The sequence below is a fragment of the Pseudomonas sp. P108 genome (assembly GCF_032613195.1).
GTDB lineage: Bacteria > Pseudomonadota > Gammaproteobacteria > Pseudomonadales > Pseudomonadaceae > Aquipseudomonas.
Window position 1 is genome coordinate 3,516,412 of the sequence record NZ_CP126691.1, and the last position, 21,375, is coordinate 3,537,786.

The 21,375-nt window shown below is 59.8% G+C and carries 19 protein-coding genes; 11 read left to right on the top strand and 8 right to left on the bottom strand.

The features are described from left to right. Positions 1-41 precede the first annotated feature (41 nt). From QOM10_RS15410 to QOM10_RS15430, 5 genes are all read left to right on the top strand, one after another. A complete protein-coding gene (locus tag QOM10_RS15410; RefSeq protein WP_316916421.1) occupies positions 42-554 on the top strand; it encodes a GNAT family N-acetyltransferase in 513 nt (170 codons plus the stop codon). Between the two features lie 200 nt (positions 555-754). Then, a complete protein-coding gene (locus tag QOM10_RS15415; RefSeq protein ID WP_316916422.1) occupies positions 755-1,933 on the top strand; it encodes an MFS transporter in 1,179 nt (392 codons plus the stop codon). A 157-nt stretch (positions 1,934-2,090) separates the two neighbouring features. Continuing rightward, positions 2,091-2,777 carry an HPP family protein gene (locus QOM10_RS15420; protein WP_316916423.1) on the top strand — a complete coding sequence of 229 codons (687 nt, stop codon included), beginning with the start codon at positions 2,091-2,093 and terminating at the stop codon, positions 2,775-2,777. A gap of 238 nt (positions 2,778-3,015) precedes the next feature. Continuing rightward, positions 3,016-4,122, top strand: coding sequence for an enoyl-CoA hydratase/isomerase family protein (locus QOM10_RS15425; protein WP_316916424.1), 1,107 nt, complete (start codon positions 3,016-3,018; stop codon positions 4,120-4,122). Positions 4,123-4,125: 3 nt separating this feature from the next. After that, positions 4,126-5,277 carry an acyl-CoA dehydrogenase family protein gene (locus tag QOM10_RS15430; RefSeq protein WP_316916425.1) on the top strand — a complete coding sequence of 384 codons (1,152 nt, stop codon included), beginning with the start codon at positions 4,126-4,128 and terminating at the stop codon, positions 5,275-5,277. Between the two features lie 341 nt (positions 5,278-5,618). On the opposite strand, the gene QOM10_RS15435 is transcribed toward QOM10_RS15430, so the two are convergent. From QOM10_RS15435 to QOM10_RS15460, 6 genes are all read right to left on the bottom strand, one after another. Next, entirely contained in the window at positions 5,619-6,392 is a 774-nt protein-coding gene (locus QOM10_RS15435; RefSeq protein WP_316916426.1) for an enoyl-CoA hydratase, read from the bottom strand. Positions 6,393-6,408: 16 nt separating this feature from the next. After that, positions 6,409-7,536, bottom strand: coding sequence for an acyl-CoA dehydrogenase (locus QOM10_RS15440; RefSeq protein ID WP_316916427.1), 1,128 nt, complete (start codon positions 7,534-7,536; stop codon positions 6,409-6,411). 142 nt (positions 7,537-7,678) lie between these two features. Continuing rightward, positions 7,679-8,872, bottom strand: coding sequence for an acetyl-CoA C-acyltransferase (locus tag QOM10_RS15445; RefSeq protein ID WP_316916428.1), 1,194 nt, complete (start codon positions 8,870-8,872; stop codon positions 7,679-7,681). A gap of 12 nt (positions 8,873-8,884) precedes the next feature. Next, positions 8,885-9,646 carry an SDR family NAD(P)-dependent oxidoreductase gene (locus tag QOM10_RS15450; protein WP_316916429.1) on the bottom strand — a complete coding sequence of 254 codons (762 nt, stop codon included), beginning with the start codon at positions 9,644-9,646 and terminating at the stop codon, positions 8,885-8,887. A gap of 16 nt (positions 9,647-9,662) precedes the next feature. Further along, entirely contained in the window at positions 9,663-11,327 is a 1,665-nt protein-coding gene (locus tag QOM10_RS15455) for an AMP-binding protein (protein ID WP_316916430.1), read from the bottom strand. 225 nt (positions 11,328-11,552) lie between these two features. Beyond that, positions 11,553-12,569: an AraC family transcriptional regulator gene (locus QOM10_RS15460; protein WP_316916431.1), complete on the bottom strand. Its 1,017-nt coding sequence runs from the start codon at positions 12,567-12,569 to the stop codon at positions 11,553-11,555. Positions 12,570-12,859: 290 nt separating this feature from the next. On the opposite strand from QOM10_RS15460, the gene efeU reads away from it, so the two are divergent. The 4 genes from efeU to efeO (QOM10_RS15480) are packed head-to-tail and all read left to right on the top strand — an operon-like array spanning position 12,860 to position 17,082. Further along, positions 12,860-13,705, top strand: coding sequence for an iron uptake transporter permease EfeU (gene efeU / locus QOM10_RS15465; RefSeq protein WP_316916432.1), 846 nt, complete (start codon positions 12,860-12,862; stop codon positions 13,703-13,705). 8 nt (positions 13,706-13,713) lie between these two features. Further along, positions 13,714-14,913: an iron uptake system protein EfeO gene (efeO, locus tag QOM10_RS15470; RefSeq protein ID WP_316916433.1), complete on the top strand. Its 1,200-nt coding sequence runs from the start codon at positions 13,714-13,716 to the stop codon at positions 14,911-14,913. 18 nt (positions 14,914-14,931) lie between these two features. Further along, the gene (gene efeB / locus QOM10_RS15475; protein ID WP_316916434.1) at positions 14,932-16,230 is read left to right on the top strand and encodes an iron uptake transporter deferrochelatase/peroxidase subunit; all 1,299 of its coding nucleotides are present in this window, start codon (positions 14,932-14,934) and stop codon (positions 16,228-16,230) included. 27 nt (positions 16,231-16,257) lie between these two features. Further along, positions 16,258-17,082: an iron uptake system protein EfeO gene (gene efeO, locus QOM10_RS15480; protein ID WP_316916435.1), complete on the top strand. Its 825-nt coding sequence runs from the start codon at positions 16,258-16,260 to the stop codon at positions 17,080-17,082. Positions 17,083-17,205: 123 nt separating this feature from the next. On the opposite strand, the gene pssA is transcribed toward efeO (QOM10_RS15480), so the two are convergent. Next, entirely contained in the window at positions 17,206-18,549 is a 1,344-nt protein-coding gene (gene pssA / locus QOM10_RS15485; RefSeq protein ID WP_316916436.1) for a CDP-diacylglycerol--serine O-phosphatidyltransferase, read from the bottom strand. Between the two features lie 216 nt (positions 18,550-18,765). Here pssA and QOM10_RS15490 point away from each other — a divergent pair, with 216 nt between their 5' ends. Both QOM10_RS15490 and QOM10_RS15495 read left to right on the top strand, forming a co-directional pair. Next, positions 18,766-19,329, top strand: a complete 564-nt coding sequence (locus QOM10_RS15490; protein ID WP_127927811.1) for a TetR/AcrR family transcriptional regulator — start codon at positions 18,766-18,768, stop codon at positions 19,327-19,329. A 55-nt stretch (positions 19,330-19,384) separates the two neighbouring features. Further along, on the top strand, positions 19,385-19,864 hold the full coding sequence (locus QOM10_RS15495) for a DUF1348 family protein (RefSeq protein WP_150751338.1): 480 nt from the start codon (positions 19,385-19,387) through the stop codon (positions 19,862-19,864). Positions 19,865-19,986: 122 nt separating this feature from the next. Here QOM10_RS15495 and sfnG read toward each other — a convergent pair whose 3' ends face one another. Beyond that, positions 19,987-21,069, bottom strand: coding sequence for a dimethylsulfone monooxygenase SfnG (gene sfnG / locus QOM10_RS15500; protein ID WP_150776606.1), 1,083 nt, complete (start codon positions 21,067-21,069; stop codon positions 19,987-19,989). Positions 21,070-21,375: the final 306 nt, after the last annotated feature.

Here is a 21,375-nt window from a genome sequence, read left to right on the forward strand (position 1 = left end):
GAAATCCAGATCAAAAGATCGCAACCGGCGGCAGCTCCTACATGAATATGATCATTCGCCCTGCAAGGCCCGCTGACGCGTTGGCCCTCCCTGCCATCGAACGCTCGGCTGCCGAGCTGTTCCGTGGCGATCCATCCTTGGCCTGGCTGGCGGATGCCGAGGTGGCGGATGTTGCGCAACATGTGCGGGCTATCGAGGAGGCGAATGTGTGGGTCGCCGAAAGTACCGAACTGGCAGGGTTTCTCCGCGCAGTCGAAATCGACCAGCACCTGCACATTGAGGAGTTGTCCGTCAGTCAGGCCTTTCAGGGGCAAGGCATCGGTCGACGGCTGGTTTCGGCGGCGATTGAACAAGCGCGCGCGTTGAGGTTGAACGCAGTGACATTGACCACGTTTCGCGACCTGCCGTGGAATGCGCCGTTCTATCAGCGCATGGGGTTTATCGAGTTGACGTCCGCACCTACCGCTGGCTATTTGCACGACGCCGTACAGGCCGAAATCGCACTGGGTTTTCCCGCGAACCGCCGCTGCGCCATGCACCTGCCCCTGATTTGAACGCAACGAAAATCCCCTGTGGGAGCGAGCCTGCTCGCGAAGGCGCAGTGTCAGTCAACATTGATGTATCTGACACAACGCATTCGCGAGCAGGCTCGCTCCCACAGGGGATGGTGTTATGGCAGCTTGACCGGTGGTGATTGCCCGGTAAGGATGACGTACGCCCGCCAGGCATTCTCAAATAAGGACATCGACCCTTCGTGGCCACCTACTCGCGCCTCATCCGCCGGTTGATGATCAGCTCGCTGACCGTCGTTATCAGCCGCGCGCTGATCAGCCCGCTACTGACGCTGTTCCTCAGCAACAAGCTCAGCCTCAACCCGCAAGACGTCGGTCTGCTGCTGGGCATTGCGGTGTTCAGCGCCACGCTGTTGTCGTTGTACGGGGGTTACATCATCGATCGGCTCGACAAACGCCAGTTGCTGATCCTGACCATGCTCTCCAGCGGTATCGGTCTGATCCTGCTGACCTTCGCGCAGAATCTGTATCTGGTCACCCTGGTGCTGATCATCAGCGAAACGGCATCGGCGCTGTTCCTCATCTGCTCCAAAGCCATCCTCAGTGAAAACCTGCCAGTCGGCCAACGGGTCAAGGCGTTTTCCCTCAACTACACATTGACCAACATCGGTTACGCCGTCGGCCCGATGATCGGCGTGGTGATTGCCGGGGTGCAGCCCTCTGCGCCCTTTATCGTGGCCGGTGCGATTGCGATCGGCAGCATCTTTCTGCTGCTCGGCGCCGGCCGGGAAGCCAGCCCGATTGCTCCAGTCGCCGCACCGCCGAGTTTTCTGAAAACCCTGATTATCCTGAAAAACGACCGCACGATGATCCTGTTTACCCTGGGCTGCCTGCTCAGCACGCTGGTGCACGGGCGTTTCACCCTGTACCTGTCGCAATACCTGCTGGTCACCCACACCCAGCAACAGACGCTGGACACCATGGCCGCCCTGCTCGCCTGCAACGCAATCACGGTGATCCTGTTGCAGTACCAGATCGGCCGCTTGCTCAGCCGTGAACACCTGCGTCACTGGATAGCCGGCGGCACCGCGTTTTTCATCGTCGGGCTGATCGGCTTTAGTCTCGCCGACAGCCTGATCGGTTGGTGCGTGGCGATGTTCATCTTCACCTTGGGCGAGATGATTATTTACCCGGCGGACTTTCTGTTCGTCGACACATTAGCCCCGGAAGACCTGCGCGGCAGCTATTACGGCGCGCAGAATCTGGCGGCGCTGGGTGGTGCGGCCAGCCCAGTCATGTGCGGATTTCTGCTGATGCACACACCGGCGCCGAGCATGTTCTATGCCTTGAGCGCACTGGCGGCGGTGGGCGGCTATTTGTGTTTCGTCAGTGGCCGTCGCGTCGCTTCAATTCAAAATTAATGCACTAAATGTGCATTAATATGAATTTGTCAGCATCGATTTTGATCGGCACACTGTGCGTGTTCCTCCCCCAATGTTGGAACGCTTCGAGGGCTTTCCGGATATGCCGGACAAGTCCTTTTTTTTGCCTCGAATTTGCTGCAAGGATCGGATTCACATGCTCGCTCGCTGGTTGCCCGCCGCCATCAATACCCGCCCCACCGAATGGAGCCGTGCCGCGATCGGCATGGCATTGGGCACATTGTTCAGTGTGTGGCTGTGCGCGCAGGTGTTTGGCCATGAAGTCGCCTATCACCTGATCGGGCCGCTGGGGGCGTCGGCGGTGTTGCTGTTCGCCGTGTCATCCGGTGCCCTCGCCCAGCCCTGGTCGATTCTCGGCGGCTACTTGTGTGCCGGCGTCGTTGCGTTGCTGGTGGCCCACGTGCTCGGCCGAACTCTGGGCAGCGCCTGTCTGGCGGCGGGCATGGCGCTGATTCTGATGTGCTGGCTGCGTTGCCTGCATCCGCCCGCTGGCGCGTTGGCGCTGACACTGGTTCTGGCCGATCCCGCAACCATCGCCATGGACTGGAAAGCCATGGAACCGGTGATGCTAGGCGCAGCGTGCATGCTGCTCAGTGCCTTGGCCTACAACAACCTGACCCGCATCCGTTACCCGAAACGTCCGGCAGAATCGGCGCCGGTGCTGACACCGGTCGACAGTCAGGCCATCACCGCCGAAGACCTGAAACTCGCTTTGGCCGACATGGAAGCCTTCATCGACATAACCCCTGAAGACCTCGAACAACTGATCCACGCCAGCGAACTGCACGCCAAACGTCGCAGCATTACCCAAACCTTCCGCTGACTCCGTGTAAGAGCTGCCGAAGGCTGCGATCTTTTGATTTTGTTATTTAAGGTCAAGATCAAAAGATCGCAGCCTGCGGCAGCTCCTACATGAGCCCGCGTACATTTTCGACCAAGGTAAAAACGCAAACTCCCCCTGCGAATATCCCGGTTGTACACGGCAAATTTGCACTGTTACGATCCAGTAACGCTCGCGCGCGAGCTTTTCGAATAAAGACAATAAAAGCAGGGAGTTACTGATGACAGCTCAGGCTTCATCCCCGCGGACTCAGTCCATGGACGCCACGCAGAACGAAGTGCTGGCCGAGGTTCGCAACCATATCGGTCACCTGACCCTCAACCGCCCCGCCGGTCTCAACGCCATAACCCTCGACATGGTGCGCTTGCTGCAACAGCAACTCGATGCCTGGGCGACTGACGCCAATGTGCATGCAGTGGTTCTGCGCGGTGCCGGTGAAAAAGCCTTCTGCGCCGGTGGCGACATTCGTTCCCTGTACGACAGTTTCAAGAGCGGCGATACGCTGCATGAAGATTTCTTCGTCGAGGAATATGCCCTCGACCTGACGATTCATCACTACCGCAAACCGGTGCTGGCGCTGATGGACGGATTTGTCCTCGGCGGCGGCATGGGCCTGGTGCAAGGCGCCGATCTGCGCGTGGTCACCGAGAAGAGCCGACTGGCGATGCCGGAAGTGGCCATCGGTTATTTCCCCGATGTCGGTGGCAGCTATTTCCTGCCGCGCATTCCCGGTGAGCTGGGGATTTACCTGGGCGTCAGCGGCGTGCAGATCCGTGCCGCCGATGCGCTGTATTGCGGCCTCGCCGATTGGTATCTGGACAGCAGCAAACTGGCGCTGCTCGACGAAAAACTCGATCAGATGGAATGGCAGGACACGCCGCTCAAGGCGCTGCAGAATCTATTGGCCAAACACGCCGTGCAGACCTTGCCTGACGCTCCGCTAGAAACCTTGCGCCCGGCCATTGACCACTTTTTCGCGCTGCCGGATGTGCCGAGCATGGTCGAGCAACTGCGCGCGGTGACCGTCGCCGACAGCCACGAATGGGCGACCACCACGGCAGACTTGCTGGAAACCCGTTCGCCGCTGGCGATGGCAGTGACCCTGGAAATGCTCCGTCGCGGCCGTCACTTGAGCCTGGAACACTGCTTCGCTCTCGAACTGCATCTGGATCGCCAGTGGTTCGCGCGCGGCGACCTGATCGAAGGCGTACGCGCCCTGCTGATCGATAAAGACAAGACACCGCGCTGGAACCCGCCGACCCTCGCTGCGCTGAACGCTACGCATGTCGCGAGTTTCTTCCACGGTTTTGATGAGAGCGGGAGCTGAGCCATGCACGATCTCGAACTGACTGAAGAACAAGTGATGATCCGCGACATGGCCCGGGACTTTGCCCGCGGCGAAATCGCACCCCATGCGCAGGCCTGGGAAAAGGCTGGCTGGATTGACGACGCACTCGTCGCCAAGATGGGTGAGCTCGGTTTGCTCGGCATGGTCGTCCCCGAGGAATGGGGCGGCACCTACGTCGATTACGTCGCTTATGCGTTGGCGGTGGAAGAGATTTCCGCCGGTGACGGCGCGACTGGCGCGTTCATGAGCATCCACAACTCGGTCGGCTGCGGCCCGGTGCTCAACTACGGCAGCGAAGCACAGAAACAGACCTGGCTGGCGGATCTGGCCAGCGGGAAAACCATCGGCTGCTTCTGCCTGACCGAACCGCAGGCCGGCTCCGAAGCGCATAACCTGCGCACCCGCGCCGAACTGCGTGACGGCCAGTGGCTGATCAACGGCGCCAAGCAATTTGTCAGCAACGGCAAACGGGCGAAGCTGGCGATCGTGTTTGCGGTGACTGATCCGGATCTGGGCAAGAAAGGCATTTCGGCGTTTCTGGTACCGACCGATACCGCCGGTTTTATCGTTGATCGTACTGAGCACAAAATGGGTATCCGCGCCTCCGATACCTGCGCGGTGACGCTGAGTAATTGCAGCATTCCTGAGGCCAATCTGCTCGGTGAGCGTGGTAAAGGTCTGGCGATTGCCCTGTCCAACCTTGAAGGCGGACGCATCGGCATTGCCGCGCAAGCACTGGGTATCGCCCGTGCGGCGTTTGAAGCGGCGCTGGTGTATTCGCGTGATCGTATCCAGTTCGGCAAGCCGATCAACGAACACCAGAGCATCGCCAACATGCTGGCTGACATGCACATGCAGATCAATGCGGCGCGGCTGATGATCCTGCATGCGGCGCGACTGCGGACGGCGGGCAAACCTTGCTTGTCCGAGGCTTCGCAGGCCAAGTTGTTTGCGTCGGAAATGGCCGAGAAAGTATGTTCCTCGGCGATTCAGATTCATGGCGGGTATGGTTATCTGGAGGATTATCCGGTCGAGAAGTACTACCGCGATGCGCGGATTACCCAGATCTATGAAGGCTCGAGCGAGATTCAGCGGATGGTGATTGCGCGGGAGCTGAAGAACTATCAGTTGTAATGGTGTTGGCCCCTTTCCCTCACCCCAGCCCTCTCCCCGAGGGAGAGGGGGCCGACCGAGGTGTCTGGCGTCATACATCGACCTGAAAGATTGAGTCGATTATGGATTCAATAAAGCACCTTCAGGTCGACGTACCTCCCAAGCATCCCCCAATCAGTCCCCTCTCCCTCTGGGAGAGGGTTAGGGTGAGGGGCTTTTGATTTTGATGTATATCAAACCTTAAAAGCTTCGCGAGCAGGCTCGCTCCCACAGAGATCTCCAGCGAACACAGATTGTGTGAACGCCGAGAACCTCATGTGGGAGCGAGCCTGCTCGCGAAGGCGTCAGCTCAGGCACCACATTTATTTGCCTTGGAATGCAGCCTCACGCTTGGCAATAAACGCCGCCATCCCCTCCTTCTGATCCTGCGTGGCAAACGCCGCATGGAACACCCGGCGCTCGAAGCGCACGCCTTCAGTCAGGTTCACTTCAAAGGCACGATTCACACTTTCTTTGACCATCATCGCAATCGGCAGCGACTTGCTGGCGATCACCGCCGCTACCCTCAGCGCTTCGTCGAGCAACTCATCACTCGGCACAATGCGCGCAACGATGCCGCAACGCTCGGCCTCAACCGCATCGATCAAGCGCCCGCTCAGGCACATCTCCATGGCTTTCGCTTTGCCGACGGCGCGCGTCAGGCGCTGGGTGCCACCCATACCCGGCAACACCCCGAGGTTGATTTCCGGTTGGCCAAACTTCGCGTTATCACCGGCCAGAATAAAGTCGCACATCAACGCCAGCTCACAACCACCGCCGAGGGCAAAACCGTTGACCGCCGCAATAATCGGCTTACGCCGGTTGGCCACGCGGTCACTGTCGCTGAACAGATCGTCCATGTAGATCTGCGGGTAGGTCAGTTCGGCCATTTCCTTGATGTCGGCACCGGCGGCAAAGGCCTTTTTCGAGCCCGTGAGGACAATGCAACCGATGTTCGCATCCGCTTCCAGCGCATCAAGGGCCTGGTTCACTTCGCTGACCAGTTGCGCATTCAGCGCATTCAGCGCCTGCGGGCGGTTGAGGGTGATCAGGCCAACGCGGCCGTGGGTTTCGAGCAGAATGGTTTCGTACGTCATGAATAAAAATTCCTTCTTAAAGATTGCGCGAAATGACCATGCGCTGAATATCGCTGGTGCCTTCGTAGATCTGGCAGACGCGTACGTCGCGGTAGATACGTTCCAGCGGGAAGTCGTTGAGGTAACCGTAACCGCCGAGGGTTTGCAACGCCATCGAACAGACCTTTTCGGCCATCTCCGAGGCGAACAGTTTGGCCATCGACGCCTCGACCAGTGCCGGTTGCCCGCTGTCGCGCAGGGCGGCGGCGTAATGCACCATTTGCCGGGCGACGGCGATTTGCGTGGCCATGTCGGCCAGGCGGAATGCTACCGCCTGATGCTCGATGATCGGCTTGCCGAAGGTGTCGCGCTCACGGGCATAATCGCGCGCCGCTTCAAATGCGGCGCGGGCCATGCCTACCGATTGCGACGCAATGCCGACGCGGCCACCTTCAAGATTGGCCAGAGCAATCTTGTAGCCCTCGCCCTCTTCACCCAAACGGTTGGCCACCGGCACTTTCACATCTTCAAAGAGAATCTGGCAGGTGTCGGACGCGTGTTGACCGAGCTTGTCTTCGACGCGGGCGACTTTGTAGCCCGGTGAATCGGTCGGCACGATAAACGCAGTGATACCGCGTTTGCCGGCACTCGGATCGGTCACCGCAAACACAATCACGATCCCGGCGTTTTGCCCTGAAGTGATGAACTGTTTACAGCCATTCAGCACGTAGTGATCACCTTCCAGCCGTGCCCGGGTTTTCAGGCTGCTGGCATCGGAACCGGCTTGCGGTTCGGTCAGCGCAAATGCGCCGAGCATGGCGCCGCTGGCCAAGGGTTTGAGGAAGCGTTCGCGCTGATCGTCGTTGCCGAACTTGAGGATCGGCACGCAGCCGACCGAGTTGTGCACGCTCATGATCGTCGAGCAGGCGCCGTCGCCGGCGGCGATTTCTTCCAGGGCCATGGCGTACGCCAGATAACCGGTGTCGCAGCCGCCCCACTGCTCCGGCACGAGCATGCCGAAGAAGCCCAGCCCGGCCATCTCGCCGATGGCTTCCTTGGGAAAACGGTGCTCGCGATCCCACTCGGCGGCGAACGGCTTGAGGCGTTCCTCGGCGAACTGCCGGGCCATGTCGCGGATCTGGGTTTGGTCTTCGTTGGGAATCATGGGGAATCCTTAAATCCGGGTTACCACACAGAACCCCTGTGGGAGCGAGCCTGCTCGCGAATGCGGTGTGCCAGCAAAGCAAGTATTGACTGATAAACCGTCTTCGCGAGCAGGCTCGCTCCCACAGGTATTGGCGTTTGCTTCAATACACGCATTCCACAGCCATGGCTGTGGCTTCGCCGCCGCCGATGCAGATCGCCGCGATACCGCGCTTCTGCTTTCTCTGGCGCAAAGCCGACAGCAACGTCACCAGAATCCGCGCACCCGACGCGCCGATCGGATGACCCAGTGCGCAGGCACCGCCATGCACATTCAACTTGTCATGGGGGATTTCCAGATGCGTCATCGCCGCCATGCCAACCACGGCAAACGCCTCGTTGACCTCGAACAGATCGACATCACCCAGCGACCAACCGGTTTTCTTGATCAGCTTCTTGATCGCACCAATCGGCGCCACCGGGAACAGGCCCGGGGTATCAGCAAACGCGGCATGACCATGGATCACCGCCAACGGCTTCAGTCCGAGTTTCTGCGCTTGCGACTGACGCATCAGCACCAGTGCCGCCGCGCCGTCCGAGATCGAACTGGAGTTCGCCGCCGTCACCGTGCCGCCCTCACGGAACGCCGGTTTCAGCGAGGCCACTTTGTCGAGTTTGGCTTTCGGCGGCTGCTCGTCATGGCTGATCAGCACCTGTTCTTTGCCGACGGTCACGGTCAGCGGGACGATTTCGTCCTTGAAGCTGCCGTCCTTGATCGCCTGCTGCGCGCGGGTGGTCGAGGCGATGGCAAAAGCGTCCTGCGCCTCACGGCTGAAGCCATTGGTTTCGGCGCAATCCTCGGCGAAGGTGCCCATCAGGCGCCCTTTGTCGTAAGCGTCTTCAAGGCCATCGAGGAACATCGAGTCGAGCACACGGCCATGGCCCATGCGGTAACCGGCGCGGGCACGATCCAGCAGGTATGGCGAGTTGGACATGCTTTCCATGCCACCGGCGATCACCACATCGGCACTGCCAGCCACCAGCATGTCGTGAGCCAGAATCGTGGTTTCCATGCCCGAACCGCACATCTTGTTGATCGTGGTGCAACGGGTCGATTTATCCAGTCCGGCGCCCAATGCCGCTTGGCGTGCAGGTGCCTGGCCGAGGCCCGCAGGCAGTACGCAACCGAACAACACTTCATCGACTGCATCGCTGGCGACACCGGCGCGCTCCACTGCGGCCTTGATCGCCGCAGCACCGAGTTGCGGCGCGGTGAGGCTCTTCAGTTCACCCTGAAAACCGCCCATTGGCGTGCGCACGGCGCTGACGATAACAATCGGATCGTTGGAAATAGTCATGACAAATCCTCCTTACTTGGCAGCCATACGCAAGGCGCCGTCGAGACGGATCACCTCGCCGTTGAGCATGCTGTTTTCGATGATATGCCGAACCAGCGCGGCGTACTCGGCAGGCTTGCCCAGACGTGGCGGGAACGGTACGCCGGCGGCCAGTGAATCGCGGACTTCCGGGGTCATGCCGGCCATCATCGGCGTTTCGAAAATGCCTGGGGCGATGGTCATTACGCGAATGCCGAAGCGCGCCAGTTCGCGGGCAGCCGGCAGGGTCAGGCTGGCGATCGCGCCTTTCGAAGCAGAGTACGCCGCTTGGCCGATCTGGCCGTCGAACGCCGCGACAGATGCAGTGTTGATGATCACGCCGCGTTCGCCATCAGCGTTTGCCTCGGATTCGGCAATCGCCGCAGCGGCCAGACGCAGCATGTTGAAGCTGCCGATCAGGTTGACACTGATCACTTGCGCGAAGCTGCTCAGCGCATGTGGGCCGTTCTTGCCGAGGATCTTCTCGCCACGGACGATACCGGCGCAGTTGACCAGACCGTTGAGGCTGCCGAAGGCTTTGACGGTCGCCTGCACGGCGGCTTCTGCAGCGGCTTCGTTGCTGATGTCGGCGACCACACTTTGTGCGCCCAGACGCTGAGCCTGAGCGGCGACGGCTTCGGCGTTCATGTCCACCAGCATCACTTTGGCGCCGGCACTGACCAACAATTCAGCGGTGGCTGCACCGAGGCCCGATGCGCCGCCGGTGACGATAAAAACCTTGTTCTCGATCTGCATGACTGTATTTCCTGATTCAAGCTGAAACGTTATGCGCCGCAGCCTCTTGAGCCTTGGCGATTTCCTGGTTGCGCAAGATAAAGCGCTGCAATTTGCCACTCGGGGTCTTGGGCAATTCGCTGACAAATTCAATTTCACGTGGGTACGAATGCGCCGCCAGACGCTTGCGCACGTGTTGGCGCAGTTCTTCGGCCAGCTCCGGCGCGGCGCGGTATTGCGCACTCAATACGACAAAAGCTTTGACCAGCTCGGTGCGTTCCGGATCGGGTTTGCCGACCACCGCTGCTTCGACCACCGCCGGGTGTTCGATCAGCGCGCTTTCCACGTCGAACGGGCCGACGCGGTAGCCGGAGGTGGTGATCACGTCATCGCTGCGACCGACGAAGCTGATGCTGCCGTCCGGGTTCCATTCCACGGTGTCGCCGCTCAGGTAGTAATCGCCGACGAAGGCTTTGGTCGGCGCGCCTTCATAACCGCCGAACCAGCACATCGGCGATTGCGGCCGGTCGATGGCGAGAATGCCCGGCTGTCCGACGCCGAGTTCGTTGTACTGCTCATCCAGCACGACGATGCGATGGCCCGGCGAGGCAAAACCGGCGGCGCCGACGTGCACCGCGTGATCGAGGCCGTGGTGGTTGCACAGGACCATGCCCAGTTCGGTCTGACCGTAATGGTCATGAATGACCACATCGAGGTGGTCGGCGAACCAACGAATCACTTCCGGGTTCAGCGGCTCACCGGCGCTGCTGACGATGCGCAATTTGCCTTTGATCGACTTGGCGAACTCATCGCCGCCGGCAATCAACAAACGATAAGCCGTTGGCGATCCGGTGAGATTGGTGATGCCGTACTTGTTGATCACCCGGCAGGTGCTTTCGAGGGTGAACGGGCCATCGTAGAAGGTGATCGGATGGCCCATCGACAACGGGCCGGTGACGCCGAAATAGATGCCGTAGGCCCAGCCCGGATCGGCGACGTTCCAGAATGAATCTTCCGGGCGCAGATCGACGGCATCGCGGGTGTAACTCTGGAAGGCGACGATGGCTTTGAGTGGCACCGACAGCGCTTTCGACGGGCCGGTGGTGCCTGAGGTGAACATCAGCAAAAACGGGTCTTCACCCGTCAGCAATACCGGTTCGCAGACGCTGGAATGGTTGGCCAGTTCAGCCCAGAAACTGAAGTCGCCACGGACGATGCCCTGGCCTTTCGCGCCGCCGACGGTAACGAGGGTCGGGCAATCGGCGACTTCAGCGAGTTTCGGCCGGTTGACCGCGTCGGTGACCACGACTTTGGCGCCGGAGCTGTTCAGGCGATGTTCGAGGGCTTTCGGGCCGAACGCGGTGAACAGCGGCTGATACACCGCGCCAATGCGCCAGGTGGCCAACACGGTGATGAGCAATTCGACGTTGCGCGGCAGCAGACCGGCGACCTTGTCACCCTTCTGTACGCCTTGGGCGAGAAGAAAATTGGCGAAACGCGCGGCTTTGTCTTGCAGATCGCTGAAGGTGTACGTCGCACTGGCGCCGTCGCGGCCCTCCCAGAACAGCGCGATGCGCCCCGGCAAGGCATGGCGGTCGCAGCATTCGACGCAGGCGTTGAGCGCCTCAAGCGTACCGCTGAGCGCGGCATCCACGGTGTGCTGATAGTTGAACTGTGCGGTGGCAGACAAGTAATCGCGCATTGCCAGAATCCCTCTGTTTTTTATTAGGCTGGGAAGCGTAAACAACAGAGGGATAGTCGCGCTGTGCGGGGGTTGGGGCAATGGTCAAAGCTATCAATGTGGCTGACTGGTTTGGCCAAGGTTTAAGTCTTGTGTTGCATGGACTGGCGCTATCGCGAGCAGGCTCACTCCTACAGGGGAACGCATTTCAAATGTAGGAGTGAGCCTGCTCGCGATGGCGCCAGATCAGACAACCTCATTCAAAATCAGCGTACGGTAATGCCCAGGATTCGACCCCGACCACTTGCGAAACGCCTTGTAGAACGAACTCGCATCGGCAAACCCCAATCGACTGGCGATCTCGACAAAACTGATCGAAGGTTCCGCCAGCCAGATAATCGCCAGTTCCTTGCGCACACTGTCCTTGAGGCCTTGATAGGTCTGCCCTTCCTCCGCCAGGCGCCGGCGCAACGTCGAAGCGGACATACACAGTTGCTGGGCCAACGCTTCGGTTTCCGGCCACTGCTCGGCCGGCAGTTGCCGCAAATCCTGCTTGATCCGACTGGCAAGACTCTCCGGATCGCGGTACTTCACCAGAATGTTGGCCGGGGCGTGGGCGAGAAAGCGTTTCAATTCCTCGGCGGTGCGCTTGATCGGCAGATCGAGGCAATCCGCCGAGAAAATCATCCGCGTACGCGGCCGCTCGAAACGCAGGTTTTCCGAGAACATCACCCGGTAATCATCGGTGAAGTCCGGCGCCGCGCAGCGCAGTTCGATGGCCAGAATCGGAATCCGCCGCCCGGCCAGCCAGCAGGCCACACCGTGGACGATCATCCAGTAGGTGAAATAAGTGAAGGCGCGGCGCGGTTCGGGGTCATCCTCCAGCAGGACGATTTCCGCGAGACTTTGCTGGTGCACCAGTTGCGCCGGCATGCGTTCAAGCATCAATGACAGAAAGCTCAGGCCCGTGCTCAAGCCCGCTGCCAGCGTCGGTTGCGCCATCGCGCTGCGACAGAGGAATTCAAGGCTGCCGGACTTGAGCTTGCGCGGGTCCATGCCGAAGAACTCGTCATCGCAACGGCGGGCCAGCAAGCGCCAGAGCTTTGCGTACTGCGAGGCCGGCACCCGGCTGTGTTCGGTTGGCAGCAACGCCGGATCAATCCCCACCTTGTTCAAGACCTCTTCGGTGGCTGCGCCCGGGGCACAACTTTGCAGCAGCGCTTCACGCACCAGTTGAACGGCGATGGTGTCTTTTTCCGACATGGAGCGCGGTTAACCCTGTTGTTTTGGGTGGTGGGCATATTACCGCAGGTGGCGAATTCAACACGAACCCCCTGTAGGAGTGAGCCTGCTCGCGATAGCGGTGGGTCTGAAAAATCAGCGCTGACTGACACGACGCCATCGCGAGCAGGCGAAGGCCTACAGGGATCAATGCGAGGCAAAAATTGAGGTCGTTCAGCAACTGTTCAGGTTTATGTCAATCAATGTCATGTGAGAATGACTTTCATTATGTTACAACTTGTAACCTCTTCGAATGACTTGTTGGATGCCGAATGCTCGTTCCCTTTCTGATCATGCTGCGCGAAGGCATTGAAGCCGCGCTGATCGTTGGCATTATCGCCAGCTACCTGCAACAGACCGGCCGTGGCCAATGGATGCCCGCCGTGTGGGTCGGCGTGTTTCTCGCCGCAGCCCTCGCCCTGCTGGTCGGCGGTGGACTGGAGTTGGTCAGCGCTGAATTCCCGCAAAAGCAGCAGGAGCTGTTTGAGGGCATTGTCGGCCTGGTGGCCGTGGGCATTCTCAGCTCCATGGTGTTCTGGATGCGCAAGGTCGCGCGCTCGATCAAGCATTCGCTGCAAGCCTCACTGGATCAGGCGCTGACTTCTTCGAAGCATCAAGTGATCGCCTTGATCGCCATGGTCTTTTTCGCCGTCGCCCGGGAAGGCCTGGAAACGGTGTTCTTCCTGCTCGCGGTGTTCCAGCAGAGCGAAGGCCCGGGCGCGCCGATCGGTGCCCTGCTCGGGTTGATTCTGGCGATCATCGTCGGTTTCCTGATCTACAGCGGCAGCATGCGCCTCAACCTTTCGGCGTTCTTCAAGTGGACCGGCCTGTTCATTCTGGTGGTCGCCGCCGGGATTCTTGCCAACTCGGTGCAGGCGCTGCATGAAGCCGGGCTGTGGAATCACCTGCAAACCGTGCTGTTCGACTTCAGCGCTACGCTGCCGATGGACGGCCCGCTGGGCTCGGTGCTGGCCGGCATGTTCGGTTATCAGGATGCGCCGACCGTCAGCACCCTCGGGGCGTATCTGATCTATCTGCTGATGGCACTGGTGATGTTCTTTTACCCGGCTCCCGCGCCGAAGCCTTCCGCACAATCGTCTTCCGTTTCCAGCCAATAAGGGCATTCATGTCAAAGCCTAACTCTCCTCAGGCCTCCCCTCCCCGCGCCTTGCGCTGGGCGGTGGCCGGCTCGGTGGTGGTGATGATCGCCGCCGGCGGCCTGTTTTATTACGCCTCGAAAATGGCCGCGGCCAAGCGTCAGCACAATCACGATGAAGTGGTGGTGAATATTCACCCGGGCAAATGCGAGCCGAATGCACTGACGGTGCCGGCAGGGCACGCCAGTTTCCGCATCGTCAATCGCTCCGACCGTGCGGTGGAATGGGAAATTCTCGACGGCGTACTCGTCGTCGAGGAGCGTGAAAACATTGCGCCGGGCCTGAGTCAGGTGATCAACGCCAATCTGCAACCCGGCGATTACGCGATCACCTGCGGCCTGCTGAGCAACCCCCGCGGCACCTTGCACGTGACGCCAACCGCTGCCTCCGACGCTGCCGCCAAAGCCAAACCATCAATGGTCGCTTTCATCGGGCCGTTGTCGGAGTTCCGTGTGTACCTGGCCAGCCAGAGCAGCGTGCTGATCAAAGCCGTGACGGCGCTCAATCAAGCCATTGAAAGCGGCGATTTGGCTCAGGCTCAGGCGCTGTATCTGCCCGCGCGTGCGGCTTATCAACATCTGGCCCCGGCCGCGCAGCGTCTGGCTGAACTGGACAACAGCATCAACGCCCGCGCCGATTACTTCGAAAAACGCGAGCAGGATCCAGCGTTCGTCGGTTTCCACCGTCTCGAATTCGGCCTGTTCCAACTGCGCAAACTCGACGATCTGACGCCGGTTGCGCAGCGCCTGCTCAGCGACGTCACCGCGCTCAAACAGCAATTGCTCGCGCAGTCACTGCCACCGGAGCAACTGGTCAACATCATCGTGCGCAACCTCAACACCCTCGCCGACGTGCGCGCCGCCAGTGGTGAAGAGGAACGCTACAGCCACAGCGACCTCAACGGTTTCGCCGCCAATGCGCAAACCGCGCGCAAAGTCGTCGACCTGCTGCGGCCGATGCTGAGCAAATCTGCCGCCGACCTGCTGCCGAAAATCGACCAGGCACTGGCGGACTTCGACAGCGAACTCGACAGCTACAAGATCAAGGACGGCTACGCCAGCTACGACTCCATCAGCGGCGCACAACGCAAGCAGATCGCCGACAAGGCTCAGGCTCTGGCCGACGCACTGGATGGCATCGATCCCGCCCTCGGCCTTTCCGGCCTGTAAGCAGAAGACCCATTCCCGATGAAAGATTCAGAAAACCTCAACCTGCAACGTCGCCGTGTCCTGATGGGCATGGGCGCCGCCGGTGTCGCCCTCGCTGGTTCCGCCCTGAGCTGCCCGGCCATGGCCGCCGCGCCGGCGCAAGTCACCGAAGCGCCGAGCAGCGACAAGACCGAAGACCGCCACGATTTTCACGGCATGCACCAGACCGGCATCGTCACCCCGCGTCCGGCCTCGGGCATGCTGGTTTCATTCGATGTGTTGGCCAGTGATCGCGAAGACCTCGAGCGGCTGTTCCGTACGCTCAACGAGCGCATCGCGTTTCTGATGACGGGTGGCCCCGTCGCGCAGATCGATCCGAAACTGCCACCGCCAGATTCCGGCATCCTCGGCCCGAACGTAACCCCGGACAACCTGACCATCACCGTTTCCGTCGGCGAGTCGCTGTTCGACGAGCGCTTCGGTCTGGCCGAGGCCAAACCCAAACGGCTGATCCGTATGGTCGGTTTCCCCAACGATGCGCTGGACGCCGACTGCTGCCATGGCGACCTGAGCCTGCAGTTCTGCTCGAACACCGCCGACACCAACATTCACGCCCTGCGCGACATCGTCAAAAACCTGCCCGATCTGCTGCTGGTGCGCTGGAAACAGGAAGGCAGCGTGCCGCCGCAAGCCCCGGCGAAACCGGGCGTGCCGGCACAATCGGCGCGCAATTTCCTCGGTTTCCGCGACGGCTCGGCCAACCCGGATTCCAACGATGGCAAAGCCATGGATCGCCTGGTCTGGGTGCAACCGGGCAGCGATGAACCGGCCTGGGCCGCCCACGGCAGCTATCAGGCTGTGCGGATCATCCGCAACTTCGTCGAGCGCTGGGATCGCACGCCGTTGCAGGAGCAGGAAAGCATCATCGGCCGGGTCAAAACCACCGGTGCACCGATGGGGGCGCAGCATGAAAGCGAAGTTCCGGATTACAGCAAAGACCCGGCCGGCAAGCTGACCAAACTCGACGCGCACATTCGTCTGGCCAACCCACGCACCACCGAGAGCCAAGCCAATTTGATCCTGCGCCGGCCATTCAACTACTCCAACGGCGTCAACAAGAACGGCCAGCTCGACATGGGCCTGCTGTTCATCTGCTACCAGGCCGATCTGGAAAAAGGCTTCATCACCGTGCAGACCCGCCTCAACGGCGAACCGCTCGAGGAATACCTCAAGCCGGTCGGCGGCGGTTACTTCTTCACCTTGCCGGGTGTCACGGGCGACAAGGACTTCATCGGCCGCTCGCTGCTCAACGCCACACAACCGAAAACCGCTGCATAAAACAATCTCAACACTGGAGCCGCCCCCATGAAAAAGACGCCACTCGCGCTATTGCTGACCCTAGGTTTGCTCAACACCCCGCTGTCGGCGTTTGCCGCGACAGCACCGCTGGATCTGGTCGGGCCGGTTTCGGACTACAAGATTTACGTCACCGAAAAACTCGATGAACTGGGCAGCCACACCCAGCAATTCACCGATGCCGTGAAAAAAGGCGACCTGGCCACCGCGCAAAAACTCTATGCACCGACCCGCGTCTACTACGAGTCGATCGAGCCGATTGCCGAGCTGTTCAGTGACCTTGATGCGTCCATCGACTCCCGTGTCGACGACCACGAGAAAGGCGTGAAAGCAGAAGATTTCACCGGTTTCCACCGCATCGAATACACGCTGTTCTCGGAGAAAAGCACTCAGGGCCTGAACGCGCTGGCGGACAAGCTCAACAGCGACGTCAAAGACCTGCAAACCCGCGTCGCCGGCCTGACCTTCCCGCCTGAGAAAGTCGTCGGCGGTGCTGCTGCGCTGCTAGAAGAAGTCGCCGCGACCAAGATTTCCGGCGAAGAAGATCGCTACAGCCACACCGACCTGTATGACTTCCAGGGCAACATCGACGGTGCGAAGAAAATCGTCGACCTGTTCCGTCCGCAAATTGAAAAACAGGACATGGCGTTTGTCGCGAAGGTCGACAAGAACTTTGCCACGGTCGACAAGATTCTGGCCAAGTACAAGACCAAGGACGGCGGTTTCGAGACGTATGACAAGGTGAAGGATAACGACCGTAAAGCGCTGGTTGGGCCGGTGAATACACTGGCGGAAGACCTGTCCACGTTGCGTGGCAAACTCGGTCTCAACTGAGTTCTTGTAGCGTATGTTGAGACCCTATCGCGAGCAGGCTCACTCCTACATTTGGAATGCGTTCCCCTGTAGGAGTGAGCCTGCTCGCGATAGCGGTTGTATGACCGCTACAAATTTAAAGGTTTACAGAATCCGGTAGAGCAACCGCTCAATCCGCACCCGACTCACGCGCTTGAGAAACTTCGCCACCCCGGCCGGGTATTCCGGCAACGTCTCCAGACTCTGAAAGCTGTCGATCCGCGTGGTATGGCGGAAAATCTCTTCCAGCTCCTTCGCTCGCGGCTCCAGCCATTCGCCTTTCGGGTCATCAATCAGCAGCGCGTTTTCCAGGTCCAGGCGGAACGCCCGTGGATTGAGGTTGTTGCCGGTCAGCAACGTATAGCGCTGATCGATCCACATGCCCTTGAGGTGATAGGTGTTATCGCCATCACGCCACAGGTGCAGGTTCAACTGACCGCTGTCGATGTTGCGCTGATGGCGCTTGGCGAAGCGGCGCAGGCTGATCTCGTACAGATAGGGCAACGCCGCAATCACCTTGAACGGCTCGCTCGGCGGAATGTAGAAGTCGTTGGCGGTCTTGTCGCCAACCACGATGTCGATCTTCACGCCACGGGCCAACGCACGGTTGATCTCACGGATCACGCCCAGCGGCAGGTTGAAGTACGGCGTGCAGATGGTCAGTTGTTTTTGCGCACTGGCGATCAACTCAAGAATCGCCCGGTTCAACGGGTTGTTCTTGCCGACGCCGAGCAATGGCGTAACGCACAGGCCATCTCGGGCGGTGCTGCCAGTGGCTGTGTCGTACGTGGCGTACTTGAGACGGCTGCGCAGGTCGCCGATGTCGTTGCGCAGGCTGCGCGTGGTCGGCAGGTTTGGCAGATCGAGGCGATGCACCGCTTTCGATTCGATCAGACCGTGCTTGACCAAGTGATGCATCGAGTCCGCCAGTTCATGGCTGTGCAGGACGTGATAACGGTCGAAGCGGTACTTGTCGAACTTGTGCAGGTAGACGTTGTTCAGGCTCGCGCCGCTGTAGACCACACAGTCGTCGATCACGAAGCCCTTCAGATGCAGCACGCCAAACAACTCGCGGGTCTGCACCGGCACGCCGTACACCGGCACTTCGCTCTGGTGCGTGCGGGTCATTTCCTGATACCACGCCGAGTTACCCGGCTGTTTACCGGCACCGATCAGCCCGCGCTGGGCGCGCAACCAATCGACCACCACGGCAATTTCCAGCTCGGGACGCTTGAGCTTGGCGGCGTGGAGTGCATCGAGAATTTCCTGACCGGCTTCGTCTTGCTGCAGATACAGCGCAACGATGTAGATGCGCTGGGTCGCGGCCGCGATTTTCTCGAGCAGGCAACGGCGGAACTCGGCGGCGCCGGACAGAATGGTCACGGCCTCGGCGGTCAGCGGAAAGCTGCGCAATTTGGGCAGCAAGGAACGTTTGAAAAGCAACGGCATAGGGCTCGCAATGGGTCGAATCCGAAGAACCCGAGAGCTTACACCATCGCATCCTTGGGGTCTTGTCAGTGTCTGTAATGCCCCCTTCGCGAGCAAGCTCGCTCCCACATTTGAAATGCATTCCCCTGTGGGAGCGAGCTTGCTCGCGAAGGCGATTTCACCAGCAATAAAAATACCCGCTTGACCAAGGAGAACAATCGTTCTACTGTTCGCCACATGAAAGAAATCACTAGCAACGACACACGCGACATTATTCTGGATGTCACCGAAAAGCTGATCTACAAAAGTGGCATCGCTGCCACCAGCATGGATCTTCTGGTGAAAACCGCCGGCGTCTCCAGAAAAAGTATTTACCGTTACTTTGCCGACAAGGACGCCTTGACCGTTGCCGCCCTGCAACGCCGCGACGTGCGCTGGATGCACTGGTACCGAAGCGCTGTCGATCAAGCCGAAACCCCGGCCGATCGCCTGCTCAACCTGTTTACCGTGCTCAAGAGCTGGTTCGCCTCGGAAGGCTTTCGCGGCTGCGCCTTCATCAACACCAGCGGCGAGACCGGCGATCCACAGGACCCGGTGCGGCTGGTCGCCAAAGAACACAAACAGAAGCTGCTCGACTATGTGTGCGAGCTGTGTACCGAACATGGCGCCGAGGATCCGCAACTGCTGGCCAGACAGCTGCTGATTCTGATTGACGGTGCCATTACCGTAGCGCTTGTGATGGGTGATCACAGTGCCGCCGATAATGCGCAATGCATGGCGCGAAAGTTATTGGACCTGTAACGCCTTAATAAGCCGGACAAGTTGTTTTAACCGTTAACTATTTCGGGAGACTGATATGTCTACTGCAGCCCAGGTACGTCCGCCATTGCCGCCCTTCAACCGTGAATCGGCGATCGAAAAAGTTCGTCTGGCCGAGGATGGCTGGAACTCTCGCGACCCGGAACGGGTTTCGCTGGCTTACACCCTTGATACCAAGTGGCGCAATCGCGCCGAATTCGCCAACAGCCGTGAAGAGGCCAAAGCGTTTTTGACCCGTAAATGGGCGAAGGAACTGGATTACCGTTTGATCAAGGAGCTGTGGGCTTACTCGGATACCCGCATCGCTGTGCGTTACGCCTATGAATGGCACGACGATTCGGGCAACTGGTTCCGCTCCTATGGCAATGAAAACTGGGAATTCGATGAACAGGGCCTGATGTTCCAGCGCTACGCGTGCATCAACGACATGCCGATCAAGGAAAGCGAACGCAAGTTCCACTGGCCACTGGGCCGGCGCCCGGATGATCATCCAAGCCTGTCTGACCTCGGTCTCTGATTTCACAGTGAGTTCAATTGTGGGAGCGAGCCTGCTCGCGAAGGCGTCGTATCAGTCAATGTAGTTGTTGCTGACACACGGCTTTCGCGAGCAGGCTCGCTCCCACATTGGCTCCTCGGTGTTCAGGCGACGGCGGCGGTCTTCTCGGCCTCCAGTTCACGCACCAGCGGTAATACGCGCCGCCCGAAATATTCGACCTCTTCCTGAAAGTGCAGAAACCCCGCCAGCACCAGATCCACCCCCACCGCCTTCAGCGCCACAATCCGCTCGGCAATCTGCAACGGCGTGCCGATCAAGTTGGTTTTGAAGCCATCGTTGTACTGCACCAGATCCTCAAACGTCGATTTCGCCCAGTTGCCCTCACCCTCCGGCGATGCCCGGCCCGCTTGTTTCGCCGCGTCGCCAAAGGCGTTCACGGCTTCCGGGTCAGCCTGATCGATGATCTGCGCCAGCACGGCCCGCGCCTCTTCTTCGGTATCACGGGCGATGACAAACGCGTTGACGCCAACTTTCACCGAATGATTATTCGCCGCTGCTTTGGCACGAATATCGTCGACCTGCGCCCTGATCCCTTCAACGCTGTTGCCATTGGTGAAATACCAGTCCGAAACCCGCGCCGCCATGTCCCGTGCCGCACGCGAACTGCCACCCTGAAAGATCTCCGGACGGCCCAAGGGTTTCGGTTTCAGGCTGTAATTGTCGAAGCGGTAGAAGTCGCCGCGAAAGGTGAAGTTGTCCTCGCTCCACACGCCGCGCAATGAACGGATGAACTCTTCGGAACGACGATAACGCTCGTCGTGCTCCAGCCAATGCTCGCCGATGGCTTGAAACTCGCCTTTGAACCAGCCGCTGACGATGTTCACCGCGATGCGGCCGTTGGTGAGTTGATCGATCGTCGCCAGTTGCTTGGCCGCCAGCGCCGGTTGCCACGGGCCGGGCAGGATCGCTGCGATCACCTTGAGTTTGCTGGTGGCCGCGAGTAACGCGTGGCTGAACGCAACTGACTCATGCTGAAACTCGGCACCGTAACCGGCGGTGAAGCGAATCTGCGTCAGCGCATATTCGAACCCGGCGGCCTCGGCGAGCTGCGCCAGTTTGCGGTTGTAGTCGATGCCCCAATCGGTGCGCTGTTCGATCTTGCTGACCACCAGCCCACCGCTGACGTTCGGCACCCAGTAGGCAAATTTCACGGCTTGCTGACTCATTGGCGTGTCCTCGGGACGTTTGCGGAGATGAGGGTGGTAGAGCAGCAAGCGTGCCAGGGTTGAAATGCCTGGTTTTATTGGTGTTCGGCGTTGGATAGATGTTTTGTAGAGGGGAGATTTGTTGGCTGGATGTTGAGTGGGCAACAGTAGATTTTGCAGTGGCTGGAAAGCCGCCTTCGCGAGCAGGCTCGCTCCCACAGGGTGGAATGCATTCCAAATGTGGGAGCGAGCCTGCTCGCGAAGGCGTCAGACGGGTCGCCGCAACAGTTGGATACAGGTAACATGACCGCCCTCCCCGCAGCCAAA